General features: G+C 49.7%; 12 protein-coding genes. 4 read left to right on the forward strand and 8 right to left on the reverse strand.

All coding sequences use genetic code 11. The annotated features are described in order from the left end of the window. The first annotated feature begins 5 nt into the window (after positions 1-5). From ACVW2L_RS17480 to ACVW2L_RS17490, 3 genes are read left to right on the forward strand one after another with little or no spacing between them, the layout of a single operon-like run. The gene (locus ACVW2L_RS17480; protein WP_457129241.1) at positions 6-1,088 is read left to right on the forward strand and encodes a hypothetical protein; all 1,083 of its coding nucleotides are present in this window, start codon (positions 6-8) and stop codon (positions 1,086-1,088) included. Positions 1,089-1,131: 43 nt separating this feature from the next. Further along, a complete protein-coding gene (locus tag ACVW2L_RS17485) occupies positions 1,132-2,307 on the forward strand; it encodes a hypothetical protein (protein WP_457129242.1) in 1,176 nt (391 codons plus the stop codon). Between the two features lie 13 nt (positions 2,308-2,320). Further along, positions 2,321-3,124 (forward strand): hypothetical protein, encoded by an 804-nt coding sequence (locus ACVW2L_RS17490; RefSeq protein ID WP_457129243.1) that lies wholly within the window; start codon positions 2,321-2,323, stop codon positions 3,122-3,124. A gap of 77 nt (positions 3,125-3,201) precedes the next feature. Here ACVW2L_RS17490 and ACVW2L_RS17495 read toward each other — a convergent pair whose 3' ends face one another. From ACVW2L_RS17495 to ACVW2L_RS17530, 8 genes are all read right to left on the reverse strand, one after another. After that, positions 3,202-3,825 (reverse strand): hypothetical protein, encoded by a 624-nt coding sequence (locus ACVW2L_RS17495; protein WP_457129244.1) that lies wholly within the window; start codon positions 3,823-3,825, stop codon positions 3,202-3,204. Positions 3,826-3,837: 12 nt separating this feature from the next. Continuing rightward, on the reverse strand, positions 3,838-7,290 hold the full coding sequence (locus ACVW2L_RS17500) for a hypothetical protein (RefSeq protein ID WP_457129245.1): 3,453 nt from the start codon (positions 7,288-7,290) through the stop codon (positions 3,838-3,840). A gap of 2 nt (positions 7,291-7,292) precedes the next feature. After that, positions 7,293-8,399, reverse strand: a complete 1,107-nt coding sequence (locus ACVW2L_RS17505; RefSeq protein ID WP_457129246.1) for a BMP family ABC transporter substrate-binding protein — start codon at positions 8,397-8,399, stop codon at positions 7,293-7,295. A gap of 64 nt (positions 8,400-8,463) precedes the next feature. Next, positions 8,464-9,390 (reverse strand): ABC transporter permease, encoded by a 927-nt coding sequence (locus ACVW2L_RS17510; RefSeq protein WP_457129247.1) that lies wholly within the window; start codon positions 9,388-9,390, stop codon positions 8,464-8,466. Between the two features lie 10 nt (positions 9,391-9,400). Further along, on the reverse strand, positions 9,401-10,432 hold the full coding sequence (locus ACVW2L_RS17515) for an ABC transporter permease (protein ID WP_457129248.1): 1,032 nt from the start codon (positions 10,430-10,432) through the stop codon (positions 9,401-9,403). Next, entirely contained in the window at positions 10,410-11,942 is a 1,533-nt protein-coding gene (locus ACVW2L_RS17520; protein WP_457129249.1) for an ABC transporter ATP-binding protein, read from the reverse strand. Before ACVW2L_RS17520 ends, ACVW2L_RS17515 begins: the two co-directional genes overlap by 23 nt. A 5-nt stretch (positions 11,943-11,947) precedes the next feature. Further along, positions 11,948-13,363, reverse strand: coding sequence for an amidohydrolase family protein (locus tag ACVW2L_RS17525; RefSeq protein ID WP_457129250.1), 1,416 nt, complete (start codon positions 13,361-13,363; stop codon positions 11,948-11,950). Beyond that, a complete protein-coding gene (locus tag ACVW2L_RS17530; RefSeq protein WP_457129251.1) occupies positions 13,360-15,087 on the reverse strand; it encodes a carbamoyltransferase family protein in 1,728 nt (575 codons plus the stop codon). Before ACVW2L_RS17530 ends, ACVW2L_RS17525 begins: the two co-directional genes overlap by 4 nt. Before the next feature lie 623 nt (positions 15,088-15,710). On the opposite strand from ACVW2L_RS17530, the gene ACVW2L_RS17535 reads away from it, so the two are divergent. After that, positions 15,711-16,001 carry a helix-turn-helix domain-containing protein gene (locus tag ACVW2L_RS17535; protein ID WP_457129252.1) on the forward strand — a complete coding sequence of 97 codons (291 nt, stop codon included), beginning with the start codon at positions 15,711-15,713 and terminating at the stop codon, positions 15,999-16,001. The last annotated feature ends 60 nt before the right edge of the window (positions 16,002-16,061 follow it).

The following is a 16,061-nucleotide window of genomic DNA, read 5'->3' on the forward strand; positions in this document are numbered from 1 at the left end:
AAGTGATGGAAGCTGAAAAAAAGACGATCCTGCTAATGGACAAAAATTACGGTCGTTATGTATTTGAATTCGGCCAATTCAGCCGCGAACAGGGCTTTACGCCCGTTCCTTTTGCCGATGTCAGTGAGGGTCTCAAGCATTTGGCGATGCAGCCGGAAAATGTCGTTGCTGTATTATTGGGCTTGAGCTTCTCCAAGGGCGGGTACGAAGGTCTGGATGCATTAAAAAAGATAAAAGCAGCGGACCCCCATTTGCCCGTGATCCTGTTGACGGTCGGTTCCAGCGAAGAAGAACTGGCAAAGGCGGCCGAAGGTTTACGCCTGGGGGCATTCAGTTACATCATCAAAGACCGGCTGGATACGGTTTCCTTGTTCCATATCCTCAAAGCAGCTGTTGACCAGTACGTTCAGAATCGAGAACTCGGCCGTTACCGGAACCTCAAAGAATCGTTTACGGCTAAAGCGGCGGCCTATAAGCAGGTGATCTATACCGCTGAGCTGATCCTGGCTAACAACCTGGAGAAACATTTGATGTTTAGCCCCCTTTTTGAAAGCCGGGTAAAAACATTCGACAGCTTTTATAATAAGATTCTGAAAAAGGAAGCGGAAGAAGGCCCGATCACTGACGCCTACCAGCGCTTTAATGACTTGGCTGGCTTACGGATCGTGGCCTACAATTCCGAAGATATGGACAAAGCTGTGGCCTTGCTCCGGCAAACCGACGACTTTATCGACGCGAATGGGCGCCCTGAGATATTTGTTGATTACAAGGATACCGAAGCCGGCTACCGGGCTGCGCACTTGGACTTGATGCTGAATCCGGCTAAACGGGCCGGGCTAGCCGAATACCAGCCCTTAATGGGCTTAAGCTTCGAGGTTCAGGTCAAAACGATCTTCGCGCATTCCTGGAGTAAGATCTACCATAAACTGGGTTATAAGGAGCACCCTACGGGTGTGTTGGCCGAAGAAATTCAGGAGCAACTCAACCGGGATTTCAAATCAGCCGCTGTCACACTGGAAGAGATCGAAAAGCAGATCAACACCCTTTGCCTGCGTTATACCGGGCCACAAACTCCTAACAGATCCTAACTATCCGGAACCACATAAGTAGAAACTTAAAATTTTTAAATATATGTGGTTCGTAAAATCTTGGATCTATAAAGGTCGATATGGCAAGCTGCCATTCAAAATGCGGAACCTGACTGAAAGCTTTCAGGAAGAGTGCAGAGAAGCAATTAAAAACAGCTTTGGCACCATCACCGCGAAATTACCCGGTATCTGGGTAAGGATCAAACTAAAGGATGCTAAACAAAAAATGCATGATCAATACCTGGATATCTTCGGACGTCCGGTAGCCATGAAGCAGCCGCCGTTCACCCAGAACGAAATCGTCAAATATAAACAAAACAAACTGGCTTATGCCGGGGCGCTGGTGCTGATGCTGCTGTTCGAGACTTTCCTCTACTCGATGATCAAAAAGATCCTGTTGTCGAAAGATATGCTGCAACAATACCCTGGAATCGAGTTTGCGGTGGGCTTTTTCTTCGCCGCCATCTTTGTGGCGATGCTGCATTTCGCCTTCAAGTACCTGTGGGCGTATTTTGAAGCCAAAACAATTTCGGAAACCGAAGAGGTGGATCCGCTTAAGCTAAAACCATTCCGCCGTAACTACCAATTGGCACTGATCATGATCGTTATCTTTATTATCGCCAACCTGGCTACCGGTTACCTGCGCGCAACGTTCCTGGAACCACACTCTAAAAACGGCGGGGAAACGGTTAACATGATACACATCGCCTTCCTGTTATTTTCCATTCTGATCACTTTTGGCGTAGCCATCGTGATGGCCCTGCTGGAGAAGGAGATCGGTGAAAAATCGGAAAAGATTAAGGTGTTCAGCAACTGGAAGCGTCAGCAGAAAGAACGGAAGAAATACAACAGTCAGATCAAGACCATGCTGAAAAAATGCCTGGACCGGATGGACCTGCTGATCGAAAGCTACTGGGGCCTGATCAAAGACCTGCAAAGGGTTTTTGAGACCGAGGTTGACCAGGACAGGGAAGCTTTATATGCCGAACTGGAAGCAAAGATCGCTAATGGGGAGCTTGATATGCAACAGCTAAGCGAACCCACATATCAAAAATACCTGGCGGTAGCCGCTACGCGCCACGAGTTATTTGAATATGGTATACAAATGGACAAAGGCCTGCAGGAAACGATCTACGACCTTCAAGCCAAGGTTGCTGACATCGAGGCTTTCGAACAAAAAAATGCCACCAGCAGTGATGGTGGAATCCTTACTGATTAAACATAAAAAAGATATGAAAAAAACAACAACCTATAGTATGCTGGCGCTCATAGTGAGCGCTGCGTGCTTCCTCGGCGCCTGTAAATGGGGTGCAGCGAGAACCACACCGGCCGGGCGCAACGTGATCTGCCTGATCGATTTTTCGGACGGCAGTACGGCAGCCGAGCGCCTGGATTTCTACAGGCAAACCATCCAAAAACACATCCTGCCGGCTTTGCAGCCAACGGATAAACTGATCATTATCCCGATCGACAAGGCTTCGGTCACCAACGCATCCGATATCCTGAGCGCTGACCTGTCCAAAAAAAGCTTTGTGCCCGATGATGTCAGCCCGACCGAGGAGGATGAAGTAACGCAAAAGAACTTACGCCTGTATGCGGATACGCTTAGCCGGCAACTAGATAAAAGCATGGCCGATGCCATTGCGAGCCGCCGCGGGACGATGCACGGTACCGATATCCTGGGCGCGCTAGATGTACTAAAAGGGAAGCTAAAAAAGGGCGATGATAATTACCTCGTTTTCTTCAGCGATATGATGAACTGGGGTCCGGAACTGAAAATGGAACCTGGTGATAAAGCCTTCAATGTGGCTAACTTATCATCCTGCCTCGAAAAGACCATCCCGTTGAAGATGGATCGCACCACCGCGCTGGTATTGACCGGTGAACAGAACGGTGCCGACCCGGAACATTTTAAGCTGGTCAGAACTTTTTGGACGAAGTATTTTGAAAAGAACCAGATCAACCTTTATGATTATAGTTCGGCTTCGCCTGCCAAGCTGGATGAAATGATGGCACTGCCGGTCAGTAAACCTTAAAGCAAAAGCTGTAAGCCAACAAAAAGAGCCGCCGGATCAAAACCCGGCGGCTCTTTTTATTTCTGAAAAGGAAGTTATCAGGCACCTAACAAAGCGACCCGCAATTCTTTTTGTGCGGCAATAAATTCCGGCTGAAAGACACAATCTTCCGACCGCCCGCCCCAGGCTACTTTAAATTTATCAAATGCGGTTTGATAACGCTCAGCCTCTTCGGCCGTCCTCAAACTATCCGGTAGCGTGTCCGGAATGCCTGCCGGTAGTTGGCATTGTTGCAATAACGCCTGTTTGGCTACAACATCACGGTCCAAAAAAAACTCCCGGATCAAGGCTTCGGGTGTAAAGGGTAAACTTGCAAAATGGATGTCTTTGATGGTAGCAATGATTTTGGTATAATTAGCCTTACCACTGCTGTGAGCAGAATAACGGCGACTGAACAAACTTGGCGCTAACGCGCGCAGCTGCACATCCAGCGATGCGCTGTTGCCGACATGATACAACAAAAACAAAGCTTCGTCGCCCTCTGCCAGGCCTTGAATCTGCCGCGTGATATTGGCTGCGCTGGCCGGTTTATCTAATTCCCAGCGTGGCTGCACGACCAGGCTCGGGTCCAGAATAAATATATCAGTATAGGTACTGGAAGGTTTCGTGATCTCCAGACCTTTCAACTCTTCGGCTTTGGGAAGGAAAAATACTTTTGACATAATGGATCAGGATCAAATCGTGAATAAATTATTGATAAGGGTCTGTTTACCTATATTTTCGGGGCTCGTCAGGCAATGCAGAATATGGTTAAAAGAGATGAATTTGAAGTTTCCTTCATAGGTGATCACATCACCTCCGCCGGAGGTAATGAAGACGAAAGGAAAAACGCGGTTCAGCCGGCGTAATACATCCTCTGAACTTTGACCAGGCCAGTATTGATCGAGGGATTCCTGGTTTAGGAACGTCCGGTGAATCACTACCGCGTCGTAGGGCATCGAACCGATCTCTGTCACATCACCCAGTGTACATGGTTTTTCCAATAGTAAGTCAAAATTCAGCGTCGTTGTGCAACTGTCTTCGCCGATATCGATCTTCACCCAATGGTCGTCGGGAGCCGTCAGCAGGTCTTCTTTGATGGGCAACCCATTTAGGTGTGTGGTCACCGCGATGTTAGAGGCCCAGTAGCTGTCAATATTGTGTACAGTAGTCCGTTCGTCGTCGAATTCTGTCAAGCCTTCGGTGTAACGGCCATACCAGAATTTCCCGATCGCAGCTAGCGGGTAGGTCTTACTTCGTTCGAATTTTTCCGCTGCGATATCCAGAATGCGTTCATCAATGATGAGTAAACGCGCCAGGCCGGCTTCCGCTAATTGGTAAGGTAGGGTCCAAAATGGTTTCGGACGCGTGTGACGGATCAACGGTAGGTCAAGCGAATTTTTTCCGAAAGGGATGTATGCGCTGGGGCCGATAAACGAACGGTCACGGGGCAGGTCAGCATTCGAGAGTCCGCCGCCATGGTGGTCATAAAACACTTTTGGATACCCGTCAGTGACGGAGCGGATCTCTTTCGTATTTCCTTCGTCATCACAGCCGTAGCCATATTGAAAACTCACTACCGGCGACTCAAAATGAGCTTCGGCCAGCGCCGGGACCTTCTCCTCGCTGTAAACTACCACTTCGGTCGGCTGGTCCCGCCCGACCTGCCAGCGGCCCAGCCATTCCTGCCAGCAAAAAACCAGCAGCGCGTCCGGAGCTATCGCTTGTTTAATAGGGCCGGCCATTAAAAATTTACGCGGGTATAGCCGGTCATTCCAATAGGTTATCGTATTAAGGCTGCTCCGCTCCACCAGGATACGGGAAGGTAACCAGTCCGTATATTGATCATATTGAAGCAAAAGCGGCAGTTCGCGCTCTTTGATGAGACAGAACTGGTAAGGTACCGCCGACTTTACACTGCGGTAAAAAGTTCCTGCATCCGGATAATAGGTAAATGACCCCGCAGTGGGGTCCGGCGGATAACCGATCAGGCAAATATCTTTAGGTTTCAAGATGCGGAACGTATAAGACAGTTTGCCGTCGTGCCCTCGCTTGATCTCGAACAACTCGCGGTCGACCTCGCGGAAAGGCTTTTTATTGAGCAGCCCTGCGCAGATCTTAAAATCAATGATGCCCAGGTCCTTTTGTGCGATCTCATTGTTGGCATCCATGATCTCACATTTTTGTTTATCAAGGAAAGAAGGATCAACGAACGATACATTATCAGAAATACTAAGTTGGAAACTGTCCTGGTCGAGGTCGTCCAGGCGCAGTTCTACCCGCAACTGATCCACGAACCCGCTGTCCTTATCCGCCGCATCGGCCCGACGCTTGAACTTCGCTTTTTGATGTTTGGCGGTATTGCGGATAAAGTTTTCGAGGATCGAAAAAATAATATGGGTGTTGGGCAAGGCGACCAAGGCATCCCGGCCGTGAACTGTGGCTGCTGCGGCTTTATCGCCACCAGCTGCGAAGGTTCCGTTATAGGGCAGCGGTCCGGGATAGGCGTAATCTCCGAAACTGGCGCTGACAGGTTGCCCATTGACCAAAACGTCGATCTGGATATCGCAGCCGCCGGCGGATGTATAGCCCAAGCCCTCGCTTCGGCACAGGTTATCCTGGATCAGCACATTTTCGATAAAGGGAATCACCGTTTGGGTATAGAACAGCATGGGCCGGAGCGCACTGTCCGGGTCGCATAAGAACTCATTCCTTTCGGTGATATAAATATCCAGCCGGCTCTTTAGGATGTCCAGTTGACCAAAACTGATCTCGCTGAAGCACAATTCGCGGTAGCGCCGGCGGATCTGTTCAACGGAAACGTTAACCATGACATGGCTGCCGATATGATGTGAGAAGTTGCGGGACAGGATCTTGGTCTCACAGTTTTTGCTGGCATGGACCTTAAGCTCCTCCAGTGCTTTTTTTACCTGTCTTGTTTTATGGGAAATACCGCTCACAAAATTAGCATCCATTTTCAAACGGGCTACCTCGTTAATAAGCAGTTTGAGTGATTTGACGCTAGCGACATGTTTGGGCTGGCGAAGGTCGTAAAGGTCTTGGATTGTCCCCACGACGAATGTTGCATACTGCGTTTTATCTTCCTCACTTTCAATATACATCAGTGGGGCGGCAAAGAAACTCCGGCATAAGCTTTCACCCTGTCTGAGGTGCATTTCTCCTTCTATATGAAATCGGATGTATCCCATATTCTGAAGCGCTTTTCTGTTGCTCAGTAGTGGGACCCAGTTATCTTTCTCATTCTTAAAACTCCATTTGCTTAATTCTTCACTTAAGACCTGGATAATACCTTCCGGACGCTGTTTTCCCCTAAACTTGTCAGAAGCGGTTACAAAAGACAACAAATCACCTAGTGATCTGTCTTCCTCACCCGGACAGCGCATCAAAGGCCGGAGCGCCGGATGGTTTTTATCGCTCTCTTCGCGGATCCAGGCGAGCATCCGGTCATACCGTTCACTAAACTCAGGAAAGTTCTTTTTTGGCCTGTTCTGTATAAAAGTCCAGAAAGGTTCAGCTTTGATAGAATGGCCCTGCTTACGATTAAACCCTAATAGTCCGAAAAGTTCATCGGCTGACTTCCATTTAAATTTGCTTTGCCCATCCAGGTCCGGACAAAGCAAATATAAAAGGGAAAATAATGACAGCTCTCCATCGGCGACCAGCATGAAGCAGTTTTTCGCTTCTTCGATTGACAAGGGAATGTCTTTCAACTGTACAGTCTTGTCAAATAATTTGGCAAAAATGCGCGCAAATTCGGGTTCTACGGTTTTGTCCCGGATATTTTTGAAGTGTTCAATATGTTTTTCGGCATTTGGGTCAGATTCACCGTTGACCGCATCCTTATACCAAATGAGTTTAAGAATATCATTGTCCTCGTATGGTACCAAACTTTTATTGTTGTTTTCTCCCACCAGCCAGGGAGCGACATAAAAAGATCCGTCCGGGCTTAATTCCGAAGAATAGATATAAAACTGAAAAAGCCCCACTTCCTTTTGGAAAATCTCAAACGCCTCTTCCGTATTTTGTTTGAGGATTTTAAGTGCTTTCATTCCGTTCCGCGCTTTATGCAGCAGGCGGTATTCCAGGACCATATTCATCAGATCGAAATGCTTCCGGACGTCTTTCATGATTATTTGCTGGGGATAGAGCCTACAACACCGTCAACGAAATAGTTCATGCTTTCCATCCACGCAAAGGTTACTTCCTGACCCGGTTTTAGACGGATATTACCTCCCCTGTCCTTGAGCGGGGCCTGGAAAACGGCCAGCTTGCCAGCGATCATTTGTTGTTTGGCGGCCAGCACCTCATCCTGAACATTCTTAGGTACATTTTTGCCGAAAGCCGACAGATCCACATAGCCGCTGGCGATCCCGGTCCTGATCTGTGAAGTTTTCCAGGTGCCGTTAGCCACGGCTTTGGCGATATCCAAGTAAAGTTTGCCCCAGTTCCATCTGGCGCCGGTGATCCAGCCATTAGGTGCAAAACTACTCACGTCAGCATGGTACCCTACCGACATCACACCGGCTTTTTCTGCGGTCTGCACGACGGTGATCGGGCTGTCTTCGTGCATCGATAATACATCCGCACCGGCGGCGATCAGTTTCTTGGTCGATTCGGCTTCGATGGCCGGGTCAGACCAGCTGCTGGTCCAGATCACGTGCACGGTCGCTTTCGGATTGACCGATCTGGCGCCAAGTGTAAAAGCATTGATATTCCGGAGTACCTGTGGTATAGGGAAAGAGGCTACAAAACCAAGAATATTGGTCTTGGTCATTTTGCCGGCAGCGATACCCGATAAGTACATCGGTTCGTGTATATAGGCAAAATAAGTGCCCAGGTTGGTTGAATTCTTGAATCCGCCGCAGTGCATAAAGACCACATCCGGATGCTTGGCGGCAACGCGCAGGGCCGGTTCCAGATAGCCATAAGAGGTGGGGAAGATCAGTTTATTGCCATCGGCGATCAAACGTTCCATCACCCTTTCTACTTCGGCGCTCTCGGGTACCTTTTCTACGATCGTGGTCTGTACCAGATCAGGCGCCGTTTTCTCCATATACAGGCGGCCTTCATTGTGGGAGTAATTGTATCCCCAGTCATTGGCGGGCCCGACTGTGATAAACGCTACTTTCAGTTTTTTATCGTCCGCTGTATTCTTTTTCTGACCGCTTGGGCCGCAGGATACCAGCACGAGCGCAAGCAGCGCCATTGCCCAGTAGGAAAATTTAAAAGTTTTCATGATTTTATGTTTTAATGTTTTTATTGCTTTAATGAATCTGTTTAGTTAGGAGGTGTTAGGAATTTTACAGCTTTCGCGCCGCAAGGAAAGGTTTGCCCAAATATTGCGGCATACGGCCGTGGCTGCCCCTCAACCGGTAGGTCGCCAGCGAAAGTGCCAGAATGATCACGATGTACTGGCACATTTCCAGGATAAAAGGAGAAACCCCTATCCCTGCGGCCTGCAAATACAACTGGAGGGAGATCACGATCCCATAGAGCAATACGGCGGGGTAAGCACGCCAGGGGGACCAAAAAGAAAAGATCACCAGGCCGATGCCGATCAGGCCGCGACCCTGGGTCATGTTTTCTATCCAGCCTTGCGTATAGACCAGCGCGATATAGGCGCCCCCAAGACTACCGATGGCTGCGCCGATGATCGTGCAGCAGGTCCTGATCCGTGAGACCGGAACGCCGCTCTTCAGGGCCGCGGCAGGGTCGTCGCCGCTGGCGGTCACTTCCAGTCCCCAGCGGGTTTTGCTGAAAAACAATCCGGTCAGGGGTACCAGCAGCATCGAAGCATAAACAAAGATATTCTGACTGAACAGCACGGGGCCGATAAAAGGCAGCTTACTGAGGTAGGGTAGCGGCAGCGTGCCGATTGAGGTTATTTTTTTACCGACAAAACCGATCCCGAAATAGGCTGACAGACCAGTCCCCAAGATCGTAACTGCCAGGCCAAGTGCGATCTGGTTCACGTTAAAACGTACCGCGCCCAAAGCGTGCAGGGCGCCAAATGCCCCGCCCGCCAGCATGGCGCAAATGATCGCCAGGAACGGCGATCCGGTATAATAGGAAACGGCTACGCTGACCAGGGCAGCAGAAAGCATCGTCCCTTCTATTCCCAGGTTGATGATCCCCGATCTTTCGGTGATGATCTCACCCAGTACGACGAACAGTACCGGGGTTGCTGCGCTGACCGCGCCGGCGAGAATGCTGATCAGGATATCCATAGTTGCGGCATTAGTTGTTGGCTTTTGAAAAACGGACAATTAAAAAAGTAATGAACAAAGTCCCCTGTAATATTTTAGTGAAAGCAAATGGCAGGTTATTCATGATCTGCACATTGTCGCTGCCGGTGATCAGCCCGGCCAAAAGAATGGCCACCGGAATGATCAGCAGCGGCCTATGATCTGCCAGCCAGGAAACCAGAAAGCCGGTATAGCCATAGTCCAGGGAGATCGGGAAACGTAAGCGGCCTTCAATGGCCGAAAGCTGGATAAAACCGGCGAGCCCGGCGATCGCCCCCGAGGCTAGCATGAGCATCAGGATATATTTAGACCGCCGCAAATGGTAGCTGGAGGCAAGATCCGCGTTCTGGCCGATGACCTTACTCATCAGGCCCCATTTGGTGTGGTCGTAGAAGAACCATAACAGAACAGCGATCACCGGGGCGGCGAATACGCCAAAATGCAGTCGGCTGTTGCCGAAATGCGGGATCTCCGCATGGAGGGGTAAAGCGCGGGATTGGGGCCAGTTGAAAGTGCTGGCATCTTTAAGGCCGTTGTTGATAAAGTATTGTACCAGGAGCACCGCTATAAAATTTAACAGCAGCGTAGTCAGTGTCTCGTTGACACCGATCCATCCTTTGAGATAGCCGGGGATACCGGATAAAAAAGCGCCGGAAAGGACTGCCGCTAATAGGGTTAATGGTAAAAGCAGCCAGGTCGAATAGTCATTGAACCCCAATAACTGCAGCATCAGGGTGGCCCCCAGCGCCCCGAAGTAAAGCTGTCCTTCGGCGCCAATGGATAGCAGGCCGATCCGCTGCGCGACAGAAACACTCAAAGCACAGAGCATGATCGGACAGGCAACGATGAGGGTTTCGTTCCAGCCGAAAGCCGAACCAAAGGCACCGGAAAAGATCCCGCCGAATACCTGCAATGGGTTCTTGGCCACGGTCAGAAGGAATACCCCGGAAAGGAGCAGACTGATCAGCAGTGCCGCGGCGATCTGGTACAATAGGCGGTTTTTACCGATCATTAATGTTTTCATGGTGTATTGTATTTAAACCGGTCATCAATAAGGCCATTTTATCCAGGTTGTAATCCGACTTGGTCAATACGCCGGATAAAAGTCCCCGGTTGAAGACGGCTATCCGGTCGCAAATTTCAAAAAGCTGCGTAATATTATTGGATTGGAACAGGATGGTCCGGCCTTCATTGCGATGGGTAACGAACATGGCCAGCAGCTTGCCGGAAAATCCCAGGTCCAGCCCGGACAATGGGTTAGCGGCCAGGAGTAATTGATAATTTGCGCCGGTTTCCCGCGCAATGATCAATTTCTGCAGGTTACCGCCCGAAAGTTGCCCGGCCAAAAGGAGGTTATCAGCTGGCTGGATATCAAAACGACCGATCATATCATCAGCCGCTATTCGTATGGAGGCATGGTTCAGCCGCAGCCCCTGGTCAAAAACACCTGCGCCGATCTGTTTAAAAAAAAGGTTTTCGCGAACAGACATTCCCGGGACACATCCCTCGCGTAAGGCTTCCGCCGGTATATAACCGACCCTTAGCTTTTCCCTGATATCACCATTAGACAGTGTTACGCCATTGATGGCAAGCTGCCCGCTGAAAGACCCGATATTCCCGTTTAGTAATTTGAGCAAGGTCTCTTGTCCGTTGTTGTTGACACCGGCGATGCCGAGTATCTCGCCAGGCAGGATATCCAGATCGATACCCCGCAGCGCAATATCACTTGACCCGCCACGCTGGATCGTCGTGACGCCCCTGAGTGAGACGAGCGGCTCTTCTTTAAGGACCGACCGCTGTTCCGCAGGCACCTTCGTCTGCTGCTCACGCCCTAACATTAAACCGGCCAGTTCGCGCTCATCAGACCCTTGAGCGGCAACAGTGGCCACCACTTTTCCTTTTTTCAGCACGGTGACCTGATCCGCGTAGGCTAATATTTCGGAAATATTATGACTGATGAGAATAACGGTTTTCTGTTTGATCCGGACGATCCCGGCGATCAGCTCGAGTATCCTTTCGCCTTCCAGGAAGGAAAGTTGGGATAATGGCTCATCCATGATCAGGATATCATGTTCTCCCCAAAGCAGCTTAACGATCTCGGCGATCTGGCGGTCAGCCGGATTCAGGTCGCCGGCCAGCCGGTCCAGGTCCAGCTCGAGGCCGATCTCTTTCAGCAATGTATTCACTTGCCGTTTTATTTTTTTTTCAGAGAAGAAAAGGGAAAGCCTACTGTCGCCGATCACCAGGTTCTGCCAGATCTTTAATTTAGGGATCAGCGAGAATTGTTGATGGACCATACCAATGCCCCGCTTCTTCGCATCGGCAGGTGAACGGAAATGAACGGTTTGCCCGTCCAGTTTTAACCGGCCGCCGTCAGGCATTTCGTAGCCAGCCAGTATCTTGACCAGGGTCGATTTTCCCGCACCATTTTCCCCTAAGAACGCATGGATCTTGCCGCGGCCGACGGAGCAGGAAATATCATCGTTAGCCCGGAGGCTGCCGTAAGTTTTGGATATGTGCTCGAACTCGATCATGGTCGTTATTGTATCACACGTTTGATGGTCTTGCGCTGTTCGCTGATTAGCTGTCGTTCGTCGGCGGTTACCAGTTGTCCTTCTTCCACGATCACTTTTCCGTTGACGATAGTATACCAGGCGCGCAAGGGCGTACAGGAAAAAACGGCCCCGGTGCGGTTGACCGCGCCGGCATGGCTCAGGACATCGTCGTCAAAAATGACGATATCCGCTAATTTTCCGGGTTCGATGCTGCCGATCTCGGCGGCCCGTCCCAACGCCCTGGCTCCATGCATGGTCGCGACCTCCAAGAGCCGGCCGATCTCCAGGTAGGAAATATCTTTGAGATCCGAATCGAAGGAAGGCCTTAGTTCGGGATGATTAATCAGGTAGGAGGCTAATACCCCTTCCCTGGCCCCTTGCAAAGTGCGCAACATCCGCAGTTCTGACAGGATATTCGAAGTATCATTGCCGGCTGCGCCGTCAACGCCAACGCTCACGGGTATGCCTGCATCCAGGTATTCGGTCACCCGGGAAATGCCGGCACCCCGCGAGTTGGCCGAAGGGCAGGAAGAAACCGACGTGCCGGTCTTTTTCAGGATCGCCATATCCTCCGGTGTCAGGAAATTGCAGTGCGCCAGCCAGACGTCTTCGCCCAGGCAGCCAATGCTATCTAAATAGGCGATCGGGCTTAAACCGTGCCTGGCCAGGGTATAATCGTACTCGGTGATCTCTTCCGCCGCGTGGGTATGGAAACGCAAACCGTTCTTGCGGCAAAGGGCGGCGACCTGCTGCATTTCTTCCTGACTGGAAGACACCGGGAATACCGGGAAGCAGGGTCCGGCCGCGATCCGGCACATGGAGCCGAACGAAGGGTCATGATAGGCGTCGCTCAGACGCTGGATCTCTGACAGCACGTGAGTTAAGGGCTGACAGACGCTGGCCGGAAAAACATTACCAGCGGATGCTTCCAAAGACATGCTGCCCCTGACCGGGTGAAAGCGCATACCGATCGCCGCCGCGGCCCTGATCTCTTCGTCAAAAAACCGATCGTTGTCATTTGGTATCAAGTAACAGTGATCGGAGGTCGTTGTGCAGCCTGACAGGGCCAGCTCCGCCAGCGAGCACATGGCACTGTTATACCAGTCTTCGGCATTAAAATTCAGTGCGTATTGGCATAAGATGCCCACCCATTTGTCCAGCGGCGCAGATTGCATTTCAGGAACGAAACGAAAAGCAGTCTGAAAAAAGTGATGGTGCGTATTGATCAAACCCGGAAAGACCAGCTTACCCCGGGCATCAATAATCAGGTCTGCTTCTGTGACCGAAGTCGGGCATTCCAGGATCTCGTTATTCTCGATCAGCAGCGAGCATCGCTGAAAAATATCTCCGGCGGCATTGCCGGTCACTAAAAAATCCGCGTCTTTGATCAGTATTTTCATCTTCTTTCACATATAAAATTACCAATGGCCAAAAAATTGAGCTTTGACCGGGAAAAAGTAGCGATCGCATCGGCCGGTGAACAAACGATCGGCTCCTGGATATTGAAGGATGTATTGATCAGCACAGGGACGTTCGTCAGTTTCCGGAATTCTTGGAGCACTTTCCAAAACTCCGGCGAGCTTTCTTTTTCGACAACTTGTATCCGGGCGGTGTTGTTCACATGCACCACGGCAGGGATGCTGCCCCGTTTTCCGGGCAGGATCGTCATAGCGGCGAGCATATACCGGGTCGCATCGGGTATTTCGTCATTCATGTCGAACCATTCATGCGCATATTCTGCCAGGATGCTTGGGCAAAGCGGACGGAACTGCTCGCGGTATTTGACCTGACGGTTGATCACATCATGCAGCTCGCTGTTCCTGGGGTCGCCCAGGATACTGCGCCGCCCCAGCGCCCGGGGGCCGGATTCCATATCTCCCTGGAACAGGGCGACCAGGTTACCATCCGCGATCAGCTCTGCGACCATTCGTTCGATGTCTTTTACCCGTTTGAATTTCAGGTTCGAGCGCCCCAGCTCCTGGTAGATCAGTTCATCTGTATAGACCGGCCCGAAAAAGACACGCGAGGGGAAAACGATTTTCCGCTCCAGTAACGTATAATTAAGCAGGTAACAAGCCGCGCCGATCGCGGTGCCGGCATCGTGTGCCTGCGGCTGCACAAAAATATTTTTAAAAATATTCTCGTAAATGAGCTTGGAGTTGGCCACGCAGTTCAAGGCGACCCCACCGCTAAGGCACAGGTTTTTCTGCCGCGTCACTTCCCGGATATTTTTACAAAGCTTGAGCAGGATCTCTTCTGTGACCTCCTGCAGCGAAGCAGCGATATCCGCATAATCCTGATGCTTTGGTCCGACCGCACTGATCCCCTGCATCCTTTTTGGGGCTTCAAACAGCTGCTCCAACCCGGTATAGTTTTCACTGCGGAACTGAATGATGCTGTCATCGATCCCAAAGCTGCCGTCTTCTTTGACATTGACCAGTTTGCGGAAACGTTTCTTGTAAACTGCCGCCTGTCCGTAGGCCGATAAGCCCATGACCTTGGCCACATCATATTCGGAGAACCCCAGGTATTTAGAGATCTTCTCCCATAAAAACCCCAGGGAATTCGGGTAGGAAATGCTTTTCAAAGCTTTCAGATGGCCCTTATCGGCGGTATAAATGGTGGTGGATTCAAACTCCGCAATCCCGTCTATGACCAGGATGGCAGCGGTATCGAAACCCGAGAGGAAAAATGCGCCTGCCGCATGGCAGTCATGGTGGTTCAAATAATGAAAATCGCCTTTGAATCCATCGGACCGCAGTTTTTCCTCGACCAGCAGGTTATGTTCGTAAAATAAACGCTCGCCTTCAGCAGAACCAAAATCGTCGGCGCTGACTTCGTAAGGATGGTGATGCACCATATTTTCCCGGAGTCTTTTTTCCGGGTTCAGGGAATAAGCAATATGGTCTACCTTATTTAAGCTGATCCCTGCTTTTTGCAGACAGTAAGCGATCGCTTGCTGCGGCAGTTGGTCAGAATTGTCAACCATAGATTCCTTGGCATGTTTGACTCGGTTCAAGCGCTCCTCCTCAATAAAAGCGATCATTTCTCCGTCCTTGAACAGGCAAGCTGAGCTTTCATGATAAGCAGCGTTCAGGCCTAACACGTATTTATTTTTATTCATTCGTATGCGCTGTTATATTTTCACCCACTCCTTAAAGGTAAAAGATAGTTAGCAAGCGTTAGTAAAATTTATAAAATACCTTCCCGTAAAAATCAATATATAAGTCAAAAAGCGCAGGATTCATTCACAAACAGCGCGAAGGGACGATCACGCCGGAAGGAATGGCGCTCGGGGATACATGGTATGTCAAGTATTCAAAAGAGCAGTTTCTGCCGGAAAGTCCTATTGAAACCGCAGACGGCAAGCGGAGCTGTTCAGTCGTTTGCAGGAATAGATCACGCTGTATCCCCCATATACTCTCAAGCGATTCGGTTAACTGTTGAAAGGCGCTTATACAGCTTTATCGATTAATTGCTCTGTAGTCATAATCCGTTTTGAGAAAAGTATCGAGAGCGCCCATTCTTTAAAAAGCACCGTCTACCACTAACTAATTTGGTTTACACATACCGTCCGACTCGGATAAACTCAGAGTAGTTTTCAGTTCCCTTGACCGATTTTTGTATAAAATCACCCCACGTTGGTTGAAGTGGTGATTTCAATTCGATTGAGATCATCATTTTTGATCTATGATTTAATCATTTAGGATTTTCAATAAAAGTAAGAAACTAATAAAGTTTAAAATTATGGCAGCAGAAATTATCACCAAGGAAGATTTAAAGGAATTCGGTGAACAACTTTTAAATCAGATGAAAGCATTAATAAGCGGCGGTTCAGCAGAAGAGCCAAGGAAGTTTTTAAAGAGCTACCAGGTCAAGAACCTGCTCAAGATCTCCAACAATACACTGCAAACTTTACGGGACAATGGTACTATTCCTTTTACAAAAATTGGCGGAATCCTTTATTACAGTTACGAGGATATTATGAAAGTTCTAAGGGGAGAAGTTAAGAGCAAGCGTATTAGTTTCAGTAAATAAGTATGTGTTCGCCAGATAGGAGCAAGCCATGTTTTCGCTACGCTTAAACGGCTTGCTCCT

It is taken from the genome of Mucilaginibacter sp. HD30 (assembly GCF_054061755.1).